The organism is Brachybacterium phenoliresistens, from assembly GCF_000576425.1.
GTDB classification, from domain to species: Bacteria; Actinomycetota; Actinomycetes; order Actinomycetales; family Dermabacteraceae; genus Brachybacterium; species Brachybacterium phenoliresistens.
Window position 1 is genome coordinate 12,543 of the sequence record NZ_KK070007.1, and the last position, 13,748, is coordinate 26,290.

The following is a 13,748-nucleotide window of genomic DNA, read 5'->3' on the forward strand; positions in this document are numbered from 1 at the left end:
CGCCCCGGGCTCTGCCCTCCGCCCCCACCACTGCTGACCCAGAACGCATCCCACCAGGAGAACCAGGAACCATGACCACCACCTCCACCGCCCCCCTCCCGAGCTCCGCGACCATCACCTCGCCCGTCCGCATCGGCATCATCGGCGGCGGCGGCATCGCCGGCGCGCACCTGAACGGCTACAAGGCCGCCGGCGACGCCGTGCGCATCACCGCCATCGCCGATGCCTTCGAGAAGACCCTCGCCCAGCGCGTCGAGGAGACCGGCGCGAAGGGCTACTCCGACTTCGCCGAGCTCGTGAAGGACCCCGAGGTCGACGCCGTCGACATCTGCCTGCCCCACCACCTGCACCGCGACGCGATCGTCGCGGCCGCCGAGGCCGGCAAGCACATCCTCTGCGAGAAGCCGCTGTGCCTGACCCCCGAGGAGGCCCGCGACGTCCGCGACGCCGTGCAGAAGGCCGGCGTCACCCTCATGTGCGCGCACAACCAGCTGTTCATGCCGGCGGTCGCCAAGGCCAAGGAGATCATCGACTCCGGCGCCCTGGGCACCGTGTACGAGGTCCGCACGACCGACTCGTTCTACAACAACTTCGACCCGGCGAACATGGGCTGGCGTGCGAAGGCCGCGACCTCCGGCGGCGGCGAGTACATCGACACCGGCTACCACCCCACCTACCTGCTCATGCACCTGTCCGGCGGCGGCCGCCCCGAGAAGGTCTTCTCGATGATGTCCACCCACCGCCTGGACTTCATGGAGGGCGAGGACTCCGCACAGGTCCTGGTGCGCTTCGACAACGGCAGCGTGGGCCAGCTGGTCACCTCGTGGGCCTACCAGGCCGCCCCCGGCACCGACCGCTTCAGCGTGGTGGGCGAGAAGGGCTCGCTCAGCTCCGACGGCACCACCCTGCGCGTCAAGCTGCACGCCGAGGACACGGAGCAGGTCTTCGAGCACGAGGAGGTCGACACCTTCGCCGCGGAGATCGCCGACTTCCTCGAGTGCCTCACCACGGGCAAGCGCCCGCTGAACACCGAGGACGAGGGCATCGCCGTGCTCGGCATCATCCTCGCCGCCTACGAGAGCGCCCGCACCGGCACCCTCGCGGACGTCCCCGAGGTCTGATCCCCTCCCGCCGGCCCCGCGGTACCCGCCGCGGGGCCGGCGCCCTCTCCTCCTCCCGAAGCGGCCGCCGATCCCGATCCCGGCCGCTGCGCGCTCGGACCTCGTCGCAGCGCGCCCACCCCCGCGTTCCCTCCCCCACCCCTGGAGACGATGATGTCCCACCGGAACCTCCCCTCCTCCGCCCTTCGCCGCCCCCTCGGCCGTCGCAGCGCCCTCGGCGCGGGCCTCGGCGCCACCGCCCTGGCCCTCGGGGCCGCGTCCCCGGCCGCGGCCGGCGGTCCCGCCCCGCTCGCGGGCCCCGCAGCGGCAGGCGCCCCGGCCGCGCCCGTGCTGCCGGCCCCCGCCGAGCGCGGCACGCCCGGCGTGCGCTGGAAGGACGGCCACGTCCTGCCGACCTTCGCGCGCGCCACATCCCTGCGGGTCGCCGATCCCCGGGAGCTGGACGGCTTCGCGCAGACGCTCCTGGTCACCCTGCAGGGCCTGGTCAACCGCGAGCGCCCCGAGATCTACCTGGTCCTGGACGAGGTCGACGCCACCTGGGTGCCGGACCTCCCCGTGCCCACCGAGACCGTCGAGGACCCGCTGAGCCTGGTCGAGACCTACCGCGACCGCATCGCCGGCGCCGTCGTCTACGACATGGACGCGCCGGACACCATCAACGTGGCCACCACCCTGGCCGCCCTGCACGGCGGCGTCGCCGCCACCGCCGAGCTCGCCGCCGAGCACGGTCTGGAGATCCTCGAGGACCTCCGCGGGCGCTTCGAGGACGACCCGGCCGCGATCTACGCCTGGGCCCACGAGACCCTGTGGGAGCAGTGCACCCACCGCATGCTGGTGGGCCTGCCGCCCACCCGGACCGTCGAGGTCGACGGCGTCGCCTGGACGGAGGCGCTGCGCTGGCCCGAGCAGACCCGCGACTTCTCCAACCGCGAGGTGCGCACCGTCGACCTGTCCGCGCATCTCGACGCCGAGGCGGTCTTCGTCCGCATGACCGACGCCTTCCCCGAGGATGGCTGGGGCCCGGACGTCTACGGCGTCACCGTCGAGGCCGATGGCGCGCAGATCGCCGCCTTCACCCCCGGTGCCCCGGAGGAGGAGCCCTTCCTCTTCGACGGCTCCGGCTCGACGGTCCTCGAGGGCCACCGCTTCGCCGACGGCGGCGGGCGCTTCATCTACCGGATCGCGGTGCCGGAGGGCGCGACGAGCCTGTCCGTCTCTCTGGACATCGTCAACCAGTTCGTCGTCTCGATCACCGGCACCTCCCCCACCCGGGTCGAGCCGTTCGTCCACTTCCGCGACATGGCCGCCGCGACCGATGCGCTCGTGGTCTGGCTGCCGCCCTCGGGCGACAGCGGCTCCCAGTTCACGCAGCTGCTGGATGCGCTCGAGCCCGGGTCGGCCTTCGCCGGCTGGTTCGCGAACGACGTCTCCGGCGAGTGGTCCGGGGTGACGCTGTGCAGCCAGGCCGGGGTGATCGTCGTCCCGGCGGACTGGTACGCCAACGGCTCCGCGCTGTCCGGGGTCGCGGCCGATGTGCACCACGTCCCCGCGCGGCGGTCCTCGCAGCGCCCCGAGGACGCGACCTACGTGACCCTCATCTTCGGCGAGGGCGACAACATCCAGTACTGCCAGCGGCACCTGCGGGCGCTGTGGGACGACCCGGCGCGCGGGCAGGTCCCGATCTCCTGGACCGTCAGCCCGCTGCTGGAGGACGCCGGCCCCGCGCTGCTGCGCCACCTCCGCGACACCGGCACCGACAACGACCTGCTGGTGTGCGGGCCCTCCGGCGCCGGCTACACCTACGGCGATTCCTGGCCGGAGGACGAGCTCGCGGTCTACACGGGCATCACCGGCGGCTACCTGGCCCGCACCGGTCTCGACGTCATCTACGGGTACACCACGCCCACGCCCGACGGCGACAACCCCGTCATGCCCGAGCGGGTGCTGGAGGCCTACGCCCGCGACGTGCGCCTGCGCGGCATCATGCAGACGGGCGACCCGTACGAGATCTCGGAGCCCGGGGCCGCGGTCCCGCTGATCGCCGCCCTGTCCCCCTTCGGCGACCCCGAGAGCTATCGGACGCAGATCGAGGAGATGATCGCCGAGCGCAAGGGCCCCGGCCCGCTGTTCATCGCGGTGCACGTGCACGCCTGGTCCTTCACCCCGTCGAAGGCGGCCGAGCTGGTGGCGAGCCTGCCGGAGGGCGTGCGGGTCGTCCTCGCGGACGAGTTCTTCGACCTGTTCCGGCGGTCGCAGGAGGGCTGAGGCGGCACGGCGGCCGCCCGCACCGCGGTCGCCGTGCGGCCCGCCCGGGCACGGGCCGGGCTCAGCTCCGCAGGATCCCCGCCACCAGGTACGCCGCGCACAGCGCGCCGAGCAGGAGCACCGCGCCGGTGGCCACGAGCATCGGCACGCCCGAGCGGGCCAGCCCGTCCTCCTCGACGAGGCCGCGGTGCTCGCGGGCGTAGCCGTGGGCGGTGGCGACGTAGGCGAGGATCGCGCAGCCGGCCACGGCCAGGCCTGCCACCACCGCCGTCACCCCGAGGGCGGGGGCGGTGAAGCGGGCGGCCACCAGCCCGGCGGCGGCGAAGGACAGGCAGGTGCGACGCCATGCCAGCAGGGTGCGCTCGACCTGCAGCCCCGGGTCGAAGGGCGCGTCGCCCGGTCGGCGCGGGCGCCCCGGCGGGCCGCCCGGCGGCGGCCCCGGAGGCCCGGGCGGCGGGGCGGGCGGGGTGGGGCCCGCAGGCGGCGTGCTCACGCGAACAGGCCGATGGTCACCAGGGCCGCCGCGATGATCACCCCGGCCACGATGATCGCGCCGGCGCCGAGGCCCGGCAGCGGCGTGCCGCGGCGCAGGGAGCGCTCGGTCGCGGCCCAGCCCCACCACGCCTGCAGGGAGGCGACGGTGCCCAGCACCACGAAGACCCCGGCGGCGGCCGCCCGCCACCCCAGGGCCTCCGGCAGGGCCAGGGCCTCGAGGGCGAACGCCCCCGCGTACAGGGCCAGGGCTGTGCGCAGCCAGGCGAGGAAGGTGCGCTCGTTGGCGAGGCTGAACCGGGGATCGGGCTCGTCGCCGTCGCGGTAGACGGTGCCGGGGAAGCGGCGGGGGGCGTTCATGCATCGGCCTTTCGCAGGGACGCCGTGCGGAAGCCGGCGTTGCCCATCGAGGAATCCGGGGTGTTCTGGGACCGCGCGGAGTTGCGGTACCGGTTGCAGTAGGAGATGTGGCAGAGGTAGCTGCCGCCGCGCAGCACGCGCGAGGGCCCCTCCTCGGGGCCGACGGGATCGGTGACCAGGGCGCGCTGGGCGGCGGTGGTGCCGCGGCGGTAGGTGGCGGGGTGGAAGACGTCCTCGCACCACTCCCACACGTTGCCGACGCTCTGCCACAGGCCGTAGCCGTTGCGGGAGAACGCGCGCACGGGCGCGGTGGTGAGGCAGCCGTCCTCGAGGGTGTTGGCGCGCGGGAAGTCGCCCTGCCAGATGTTGGCGCGCCAGCCGCCGTGCTCCGGGTCGCCGCCGGTGTCCGGCTCCTCGTCGCCCCAGGGGTACTTCGCGCCGTCGAGACCGCCGCGGGAGGCGTACTCCCATTCGGCCTCCGTCGGCAGGCGCCGTCCCGCCCAGGCGCAGTACGCCTGGGCATCGTTCCAGCTCACATGCGTGACCGGATGGTCGCCGATGCCCTCGATCGAGGAGTCCCGCCCGCCGGGCCGGCGCCAGTGCGCGCCCTTCACCCCCGCCCACCAGGGCACGCCCGAGGTGGGGCCCATGATGTCCTCGGGCGGCGCGGAGATCGCGAGATGGAAGACCGCGGAGAACCCGAAGGACTCCGCCTCGGTGACGTAGCCGGTGTCCTCGACGAAGCGGGCGAAGTCGTCGTTCGTGACCGTGGTGGCGTCGATGTCGAAGGCGCTGATCGCGACCTCGTGGCGGGGCGTCTCGCCGTCGCCGCGGTTGCGGTCCCCCGAGGAGTCGCCCATGACGAACGTTCCCGCGGGGACGTGCGCCTGCTCGATGCGGTGGCGGGCGACGCCAGTCGCGGATGCGGCCGATGGCCCCGAGCCGTTCTCCGCGGATCCCGCAGGCGTTCCCGCGGGAACGTCGCGCGGCGCGGGAGCGGTGCCCAGCGCCAGGGCCTGCGCCCGGGTGGGGGTGCATCCGCAGCCGCAGCCTGCTGTCCCGTTCTCCGACATCCACGCCCTCCGCTCGTCCCATCGTCCTGCCGCCGGCCCGCGGTCGTCCCCGATTGTCTCAGGGATGACGGCGCGGACGCCTAGGCTACTCGCACTTGCACCTAGTCGCATATGCACTTAGAGTCTCGTCATCGCTCTCGAGGAGGAGATGACCATGAAGCTCGAGTTCCCGCTGCTGGGACTGCTGGCCGCCCGATCGATGACCGGCTACGACATCGCCCGATGGACCCGGGTGGAGGGAAAGTTCTCCGGGCTGGACCGCCACCCCAGCCAGATCTACCGGCTCCTCTCGCGCATGGAGACCGAGGGCTGGGTCTCGCACGTCGTCGACCCGCGCTCCACCGCCCCGGACGCCAAGGTGTACTCGGTGACCGATGCCGGCTTCGCACGGCTGCTGCGCTGGGTGCACTCGGTGTACTCGCCCCCGCGCCGGTTCCAGGACCCGGAGTTCATCGGCCGCCTGCGCATCGCCGCGATGGTCGATCTCCCCCGCGCGCTGCAGCTCCTGGAGGAGGAGCTGGAGGCGCGCCGCCGCCAGGTCGCCGAGAACCGGGGCCGCGACCGCGGCGAGGACCATCTCTCCGAGGCCGCGCGTCCCGAGATCGACGTCCATGCCCTGGCGCTCTTCGCCGACGAGCTCAACGCCTACGGCGAGGCGGCCATCGACCAGTGGATCTCGTGGCTCGAGCGGATGCACGACGTGATCACGCAGCAGCTCGCGCAGCGCGCCGAGCAGGGCGCGACCGAGCAGGGGACGATCGAGCAGGGCGCGGCGCCCTCCAAGTCCGGCTCCTCGGAGAGGACGGGCCGGTGAGAGCCGTCGTCCTCCTTTTCGACAGCCTGAACCGGCGCTTCCTCCCGCCCTACGGGGCGCGCGGGATCCACGCCCCGAACTTCTCCCGGCTGGCGGAGCGCAGCACCCGCTTCGAGACCTGCTACGGCGGGTCCATGCCGTGCATGCCGGCCCGCCGCGAGCTGCACACCGGGCGCCACAACTTCCTGCACCGCTCGTGGGGGCCGCTGGAGCCCTTCGACGACTCCGTCCCGCAGATGCTCAGCGAGAACGGCGTGTACACGCACCTGGTCACCGACCACCAGCACTACTGGGAGGACGGCGGCGCGACGTACCACAACCGCTTCGACTCCTACGAGTTCTTCCGCGGGCAGGAGGGCGATGCCTGGAAGGGGCACGTCGCCGATCCGATCGAGCCGGAGGACAGCCCGCGCCGGATCCGCCACGGGCTGTGGCGGCAGGACCTCATCAACCGCGAGTACCTGCGCGACGAGGCCGACCACCCGCAGACCCGCACGGTCGACGCCGGCCTCGAGTTCCTGGCGACCAACCGGGACGAGGACGGCTGGATGCTGCAGATCGAGTGCTTCGACCCGCACGAGCCGTTCTTCTCCTACGCCCAGTACCAGCGCCTGTACGGCCTGGACCCGGAGGATCCGCGCCGCACCGACTGGCCCGACTACAAGCGCGCCGACGAGGACGTCGAGACGGTGGAGCGCATCCGCGACGAGTATTCGGCGCTGCTGAGCATGTGCGACGCCTCCCTGGGACGGGTCCTCGACCGCTTCGACGAGGACGACCTCTGGAAGGACACCCTGCTGATCGTCTGCACCGACCACGGGCTCCTCCTGGGCGAGCACGGCTGGTGGGGGAAGAACGTCCAGCACTGGTACGACGAGAACATCCACACGCCGCTGTTCGTGGCCGATCCGCGGCACGGCGGCGCCGGCGAGACGCGCAAGAGCCTCGTGCAGACCGTGGACCTCGGGCCGACGCTGCTGGACTACTTCGGGATCCCGGCCACCGCGCGGATGCAGGGGCGCTCGATCGCCCCGGTGCTCGCCGAGGACGCCCCGATCCGCGAGCACGCCCTCTTCGGCACCTTCGGCGGGCACGTCAACGTCACCGACGGCCGCTACGTCTACATGCGCGCCGCCGTCGACGCGGGCAACGGCCCGCTGTTCGAGCACACGCTCATGCCCACCCACATGAACCAGCGCTTCTCCCCCGCCGAGCTGGTCGACGCCGAGCTCCACCCCCCGCTGTCCTTCACCCAGGGCGCCCCCGTGCTGCGCCTGCCGGGACGCGCGATGGGCAGCTCCGCGGACCTGGGCACGGCCCTGTTCGACCTCGAGACCGACCCCGAGCAGACGCACCCCCTGCTGGACGACGCGCTCGAGCTGCGCATGATCACGCTGCTGCTGGAGGCGATGCGCCAGGCCGATGCCCCGCCGTCGCAGTACCTCCGGCTGGGCCTTCCCGAGCACGGGCCCGCGACCGAGGAGCATCTGCTCGCCCGCGCCCAGCACCCCACGTATCTGGCGTCCCTGGCACCGCTGCCCTCGGCCGAGCAGTTCGCCGCGACGTCCCCCGTGGTCGTCTCCTCCCTGCGCGAGCTGATGGCCGACGAGGACCGGGCGCAGATCCTGCGCTCGCAGCTGGGAGGCGCGGCCGATTCGCTCGCGCGTCTCGCCGGCGCCTCGACGCTGCTGCAGCTCGCGCCCCTGTCGCCGCTGCTGCGCTCTGCGGTGCTGGCCGAGCTCGACGCCCGGCTGACCGCCGCCCCCGCTTCCTGACCCACCGACCCGAATCCGCCGCGCCGCGGCCTGATCCATCTCGACGAGGAGATCCGCCATGTCCCCGACCCAGGAGACGGCTCCTGCGACCGCAGGAGAGCGTTCCGCCCCCGCGCCCCGCCTCACCCCCGACGGCAAGGGGGTGATCGTCCCGGGCCGATGGCGCAAGCTCGCGCTCGTCGGCGGATCCCTGTTCGCCGACAACAACGAGACCAGCCTGCTCAGCGTGCTCGCCGCCGTGATCCTCCCGGCCCTGGGCATCGGCACCGCCGCCCTCGGCCAGCTGGTCGCCGCCGGCAAGGCCATCGCCGTCGTGTTCGGCCCCTTCTGGGCGTTCGTCGCCCGGAGGACGAACCGCAAGAAGACCTTCGTGCTCACCTCCGTCGCCGCAGGCCTCGCGACCATCGCGACCGGCTTCGCGCAGGGGTACGGCACGCTGCTGCTGGGCTACGGCGTCACCGCCGCCTTCGTGGCGGCGTCCCTGCCGCTCATCTCGGAGATCACCAGCGATCTGTTCGACGAGCGCTCCCGCGGGCGCGCCTCCGGATACACCTGGGGCGGAGTGGCGCTGCTGGGGGCCATCGCCGGGCCGCTGATCGGGCAGCTCGCGAACGTCGAGGACGGCTGGCGCTACGGCTTCTATCTCTGGGGCGGGATCATGGTGATCCTGGCCCTGGCGGTCTGGCTCTTCTTCGAGGACCCCGGGGTCGGCGCGAGCGAGGCCGCGTCCACCTCCATGACCGCAGAGCAGCGGGCGGTGAACGACACGCTCACCTGGGCCAAGGTGCGCCAGATGTTCACGATCCCCACCTTCGTGCTGATGCTCGTGCAGCGCCTGGTGAGCGGGCACCTGCTCATCGCCTCCTTCGGAGTCATCTTCCTGGTGCAGACCTACGGCTTCACCACGGCCGTCGCGGCCGTCGTGACGCTGCCGTTCGGCCTCGGCTTCCTCGGGGGGACCCTCGTCGGCGGCGCGGTGACCGATCTGCTGCACGTCCGCTTCCCGCGCTGGGGACGCATCGCCGTGCTCCAGTTCGCGCAGCTCGCCTTCGGCGCGGTGGCCATCGTCGCCACCCAGCACGACTGGGGCGGCATCGGCGTGTTCGCCGCCTTCTGGGCCGTGCTCGGCCTGCTGCAGGGCTTCAACCCCGGCGTGAACCGGCCGATCGTCGCCGCGGTGGTGCCGCCCGAGATGCGCGGCGCCGCCTATGCCCTCATGCTCAGCGTCTTCGAGGCCTTCGCCTACGCCGCCTTCAACCTCCTCGCCGGCTACCTCGGCGAGGCCTACGGGCTGGGGGTCGTCATGCTCTGGCTCCCCGGCATCCTCATGCTCGTCAACGGGCTCTTCGTCACGGCCCTCTACGTCACCTATCCCCGCGACGCGATCCGCCTCGAGGACACGCTGCGGGACCGGGCACGGAGCACCCCCGGCACGCCCTGACCGCAGCTCCCCTGCCCGGACCGCGCTCGTCCCCCTCCCGGGGACGAGCGCGGTCCGCGTCCGGCAGGAGTCGCGATGCGCACCGGGCGCGGCGACAATGCTCAAACCTTTGAGTCTTCGGTTCAAACGTTTGAACCCCTACGGTCGAACCACACGGCCCGGCGCTCGAGGCACTCGACACCGACGTCCCGCTCCCGCTGCGGCCGCGCGACTCGAAGGAGAGACATGTCCACCACCGCCACCGCCACCGGCCCGGCCTCGACGCTCGCGCCGTCGCGCCCCTTCGGCCTCCGCGACAGGATCGGCTACCTGTTCGGGGACCTGGGCAACGACTTCACGTTCATCCTGGCCTCCGCGTACCTGATGGTCTACTTCACCAACGTCGCCGGGCTCGAGGCCGCGCACGTGGGTCTGCTGTTCCTGGCGGCGCGGCTCATCGATGCGTTCACGGACATCGGCTGGGGCCGCTTCCTGGACCGCCACCGTCCCAGCCGCCTGGGTCGCTTCCGGCCGTGGATCGGGCGCATGGCGATCCCCGTCGGCATCGCGAGCATGCTGCTGTACGTGCCCTTCACGGCCGACTGGGCCTACGGCGCGAAGCTCGCCTATGCGGTGGCGACCTACCTGCTGTGGGGCTCGATCTGCTACACGACCACGAACATCTCCTACGGGTCGATGGCCTCGGTGATGACGATCGTCCCCGCCGAGCGGGCCTCGCTGTCCGTCTTCCGCAGCATCGGCGCGAACTTCGCGGGGCTGTTCGTCTCGCTCGTGCCGCCGCTGCTGATCTACACGATGGTCGACGGCACCTCCCGGCTCGACCCGCAGCGCATGTTCGCGGTCGCGGCGGTGTTCTCCGTGCTGGCCGTGCTCTGGTACTTCCTGTGCTTCGCGAACGTCCGCGAGCGCGTCAGCGCCCCCGTCGACGTCGCGCACCGTCGCAGCTTCGGGTCCCTGGCGCGGTCGCTGGTCACCAGCCGCCCTCTGCTCACCCTGGTCACGGCGAACATCGTCATCATGCTGGGCTCGCTGCTGATGGGCACGATGGCCGCCTACCTGTGGCTCTACCACTTCAATGACGGGGCCCTGTCCGGGCCCGCCCAGCTGACCTCGTACCTGCCCGGACTGCTGCTGGCGCCCGTCGCGGCGCGCCTCGCGGCCCGCTTCGGCAAGAAGGAGGTCGTCACGGCCTCGCTCGTGCTCGCCGGTGGTCTCTACATCGTCATCTTCCTCCTGCAGATCACCTCCCCCTGGGTATTCATCGCCATGGCGTTCGCGGCCGGCTTCGGCATCGGGTTCTACAACCTCATGGTGTGGGCGCTGATCGGCGACGTCATCGACGACGAGGAGCGCCGCAGCGGCGAGCGCGACGACGGCACGGTCTACGCCGTGAACACCTGGGCCCGCAAGCTCGGGCAGGCGGCAGCAGGTGGCCTCGGAGGGTTCGCCCTGGGCATGGTCGGCTTCCGTGCCGCCGAGACCGTGCAGACCCCCGCGACCATCCAGGGGATCTACGCCGTCGCGACCCTCGTCCCCGGGATCCTGTTCCTCGTCGCGGCCGCGATCCTGCTGCTGGCGTACCCGCTGGGGCGCCGCCGCGTGGAGAGCACGGTGCAGGAGCTCGCACGCCGCCGCACCGAGGCGGAGGCGTCGGCATGATCCCCCGCGCCGCCTCCCGCCCGACGCTCAAGGACGTCGCCGCTGCGGCCCATGTGTCCGTCTCCACCGTGTCCTACGCGCTGAACGACGAATCTCGCGTGCGTCTCGCGGCCGAGACCCGGTCGCGGATCCGACGCATCGCCAAGGAGCTCGGGTACACCCCCAACGGCATCGCCCGGTCCCTGCAGTCCCGCTCCAGCCGGAGCATCGGCGTGGTCGTGAGCAAGCCGCTCACCTTCCTGCGGTATGCGGCGATCGTGCAGGGGGCGGGTACCGCGATCACCGGGCACGGGTTCCGCATGGCGGTGCTCCCCGACGCGAGCGGGGCGTCCTTCATCGACGACTGCCGCAGCGGCCTGCTGGACGGGCTCATCTTCATCGGCCACGACGACGTCTCGGTCCCGGAGCTCCTGGTCGAGGCGGCAGCCGACGGCTCGGCACCGCTGGTGACGATCGACGCCGGCGCCCCGGGCCCCGAGGCGCCGTACTCGAGCGTGGACTTCGACTACGCCGCCGGAGCCGAGTCCATGGTCCAGGAGCTCAGGGGCCGCGGCATCACCACCGTCCTGCACCTGCGGCCCGAGGTCTCCTCCCGTGCCGAGCGGGAGCGCCAGGCCGCGCTCATGCGGGCGCTGGGCCGGGCCGACCGCCTCGCCCTCCAGGTCGTCAGCACCGGACTGCGGGACGAGGAGCTGCGGCGGACGGGTCAGGACCCCGGACTCGACCGCACCTACCTCGATCGCCTCACGGCGCGCCTGCGGGCGGCGCTGTCCGAGGCCGATGGCCCCGCGGGCAGCACGGCGGTGCTGTGCTCCTGGGGCGCCGACGTCGAGGCGACGCTGTCCGTCGTGACCGCGGGCTTCCCCGGGACGACCGTCGCCTCCCTGGCCTCGGGCTGGCCCCGGATCGAGCTGTGGGAGCGTCTGATCTACTCCGCGCTACCGCTGCAGGAGGCCGGGGAGAGAGCCGTGGAGCTCCTCGCCGGGGAGCTGCGCCCCGATGCTCGCCACGAGCACGTGATGCTGACGCCCCGGATCCAGCCGCCGCCCGGGCAGGCCCCACCGCCGCAGGGCTGATCCCCTGCGACCGGTCGCCCGGCCGCCGGTCCCCGCGACATCGCCTAGCCGTGCCCCCGTCCCGATGCCCGCCCCCGATGCCACCACCGCACCCTCCGTCCGAAGGAACGCCCTATGCCCCGTCCCAACATCGTCTTCATCATGTCCGACGACCACGCCGCCCACGCGATCTCCGCCTACGGCAGCCGCGTCAACCGCACGCCCCACCTGGACCGCATCGCGCAGGAGGGGATGCGCATGGACGCCGTGTTCTGCACGAACTCCATCTGCAGCCCCTCGCGCGCCTCGATCCTCACCGGCACCTACAGCCACGTCAACGGCGTCTCCTCCATCTGGACCGAGATGGACTACCGCGTCCCGACCTTCGCGAAGTGCCTGCGCGAGAACGGCTACCGCACCGCCATGTTCGGCAAGTGGCACCTGGGCGAGCACGGCCACTCGCTCCCCCGCGACTTCGACGACTGGACGATCTTCCCCGGCCAGGGCGACTACGTCGACCCCGAGATGATCGACGAGAACGGCCCCCGCATCGTCGAGGGCTACGCCACCGACATCGTCACCGACATGACGATCGACTGGATCGACGGCCTGGTCGCCGACGACCCCGAGAAGCCCTTCCTGGCGATGGTCCACCACAAGGCTCCCCACCGGCCGTGGGTCCCCGACGAGAAGCACCGGCACCTCTACGCCGACGGCACCATCCCGGAGCCGGAGACGTTCTTCGACGACCTCGAGTCCCGGTCGAAGGCGGTGCGCGGCGTGCACATGAGCATCGCCGACGACATGGGCGCCGACGACCTCAAGCAGGAGGTCCCCGAGCACCTGCGCGGCGCGGAGAACCGCGAGGAGCGGATGCGCTGGAAGTACCAGATCTACATGCGCGACTACCTCCAGTGCATCCAGTCGATCGACGACAACGTCGGTCGCCTGCTGGACCACCTCGAGGAGCGGGGGCTGGCGGAGAACACCCTCGTGGTCTACACCTCCGACCAGGGCTTCTTCCTCGGGGACCACGGCTGGTTCGACAAGCGCCTCATGTACGACCAGTCCCTGCAGATGCCGATGCTGATCCGCTGGCCCGCCGCGATCGCCCCGGGCACCCGCTGCGAGGAGATCATCACCAACGTCGACTTCGCCGCGACCTTCCTGGACGCCTGCGGTCTCGATGCCGCGGAGGTGCTGCCCACCTCGCAGGGCCGCAGCTTCCTGCCCCTGCTGCGCGGCGAGCAGGTCGAGGACTGGCCCGAGGCGATGTACTACCGGTACTGGGAGCACGACGACCCGATCCACCACGCCCCGGCGCACTACGGGATCCGCACGCGCAGCCACAAGCTCATCCACTACTACGGCGCCGGTCTCGGCGTCCCCGGCGCCTCGGACCGGATCTTCGAGAGCGAATGGGAGCTGTACGACCTGCAGGCGGATCCCATCGAGGTGCGCAACATCGCCGACGACCCGGCGTACGCGGAGGTCCGTGGGCAGCTCGAGGCGCTGCTCGCCCAGTACCAGGAGCGCTATGCCGACGAGCCCTACCGCGGCCCCGACACCCCGCACCCGGAATGGGGCCCTTACGACGAGGAGATCTTCGCGCGCGTCGCGGAGTACGTGGCGGCGATCGACGCCTCCAGCCGCTGACCCGCGGCGGGTCCCCGCCCCGCGGCGGGACGCTCCC

Annotated in this window: 11 protein-coding genes; 8 read left to right on the forward strand and 3 right to left on the reverse strand. The window is 72.2% G+C overall.

Features of this window, described 5'->3' with window-relative positions:
• Positions 1-71 precede the first annotated feature (71 nt).
• Together BF93_RS16950 and BF93_RS16955 are read left to right on the forward strand one after the other, a co-directional pair.
• Complete coding sequence (locus BF93_RS16950; protein ID WP_038374285.1) at positions 72-1,121, forward strand: Gfo/Idh/MocA family protein; 1,050 nt, start codon at positions 72-74, stop codon at positions 1,119-1,121.
• Positions 1,122-1,274: 153 nt separating this feature from the next.
• Positions 1,275-3,386 carry a GxGYxYP domain-containing protein gene (locus BF93_RS16955; RefSeq protein WP_051487138.1) on the forward strand — a complete coding sequence of 704 codons (2,112 nt, stop codon included), beginning with the start codon at positions 1,275-1,277 and terminating at the stop codon, positions 3,384-3,386.
• Positions 3,387-3,447: 61 nt separating this feature from the next.
• Here BF93_RS16955 and BF93_RS16960 read toward each other — a convergent pair whose 3' ends face one another.
• The 3 genes from BF93_RS16960 to BF93_RS16970 are packed head-to-tail and all read right to left on the reverse strand — an operon-like array spanning position 3,448 to position 5,311.
• Positions 3,448-3,879, reverse strand: a complete 432-nt coding sequence (locus BF93_RS16960; protein ID WP_084148661.1) for a DUF202 domain-containing protein — start codon at positions 3,877-3,879, stop codon at positions 3,448-3,450.
• Complete coding sequence (locus BF93_RS16965; RefSeq protein ID WP_038374287.1) at positions 3,876-4,238, reverse strand: YidH family protein; 363 nt, start codon at positions 4,236-4,238, stop codon at positions 3,876-3,878. Before BF93_RS16965 ends, BF93_RS16960 begins: the two co-directional genes overlap by 4 nt.
• Positions 4,235-5,311, reverse strand: a complete 1,077-nt coding sequence (locus tag BF93_RS16970; protein ID WP_051487139.1) for a formylglycine-generating enzyme family protein — start codon at positions 5,309-5,311, stop codon at positions 4,235-4,237. The genes BF93_RS16965 and BF93_RS16970 overlap by 4 nt, the downstream gene beginning before the upstream one ends.
• Positions 5,312-5,459: 148 nt before the next feature.
• On the opposite strand from BF93_RS16970, the gene BF93_RS19155 reads away from it, so the two are divergent.
• The 6 genes from BF93_RS19155 to BF93_RS17000 all read left to right on the forward strand — a co-directional run bounded on the left by BF93_RS19155 (position 5,460) and on the right by BF93_RS17000 (position 13,711).
• Complete coding sequence (locus BF93_RS19155; protein WP_051487140.1) at positions 5,460-6,125, forward strand: PadR family transcriptional regulator; 666 nt, start codon at positions 5,460-5,462, stop codon at positions 6,123-6,125.
• Entirely contained in the window at positions 6,122-7,900 is a 1,779-nt protein-coding gene (locus BF93_RS16975; protein WP_038374335.1) for a sulfatase, read from the forward strand. Before BF93_RS19155 ends, BF93_RS16975 begins: the two co-directional genes overlap by 4 nt.
• A gap of 58 nt (positions 7,901-7,958) precedes the next feature.
• On the forward strand, positions 7,959-9,341 hold the full coding sequence (locus BF93_RS19160; protein WP_051487141.1) for an MFS transporter: 1,383 nt from the start codon (positions 7,959-7,961) through the stop codon (positions 9,339-9,341).
• A gap of 225 nt (positions 9,342-9,566) precedes the next feature.
• Positions 9,567-11,000 (forward strand): MFS transporter, encoded by a 1,434-nt coding sequence (locus BF93_RS16985; RefSeq protein ID WP_038374288.1) that lies wholly within the window; start codon positions 9,567-9,569, stop codon positions 10,998-11,000.
• Positions 10,997-12,076 (forward strand): LacI family DNA-binding transcriptional regulator, encoded by a 1,080-nt coding sequence (locus tag BF93_RS19165; RefSeq protein WP_051487142.1) that lies wholly within the window; start codon positions 10,997-10,999, stop codon positions 12,074-12,076. Before BF93_RS16985 ends, BF93_RS19165 begins: the two co-directional genes overlap by 4 nt.
• A 114-nt stretch (positions 12,077-12,190) precedes the next feature.
• Positions 12,191-13,711 carry a sulfatase family protein gene (locus tag BF93_RS17000; protein WP_038374291.1) on the forward strand — a complete coding sequence of 507 codons (1,521 nt, stop codon included), beginning with the start codon at positions 12,191-12,193 and terminating at the stop codon, positions 13,709-13,711.
• Positions 13,712-13,748 lie beyond the last annotated feature (37 nt).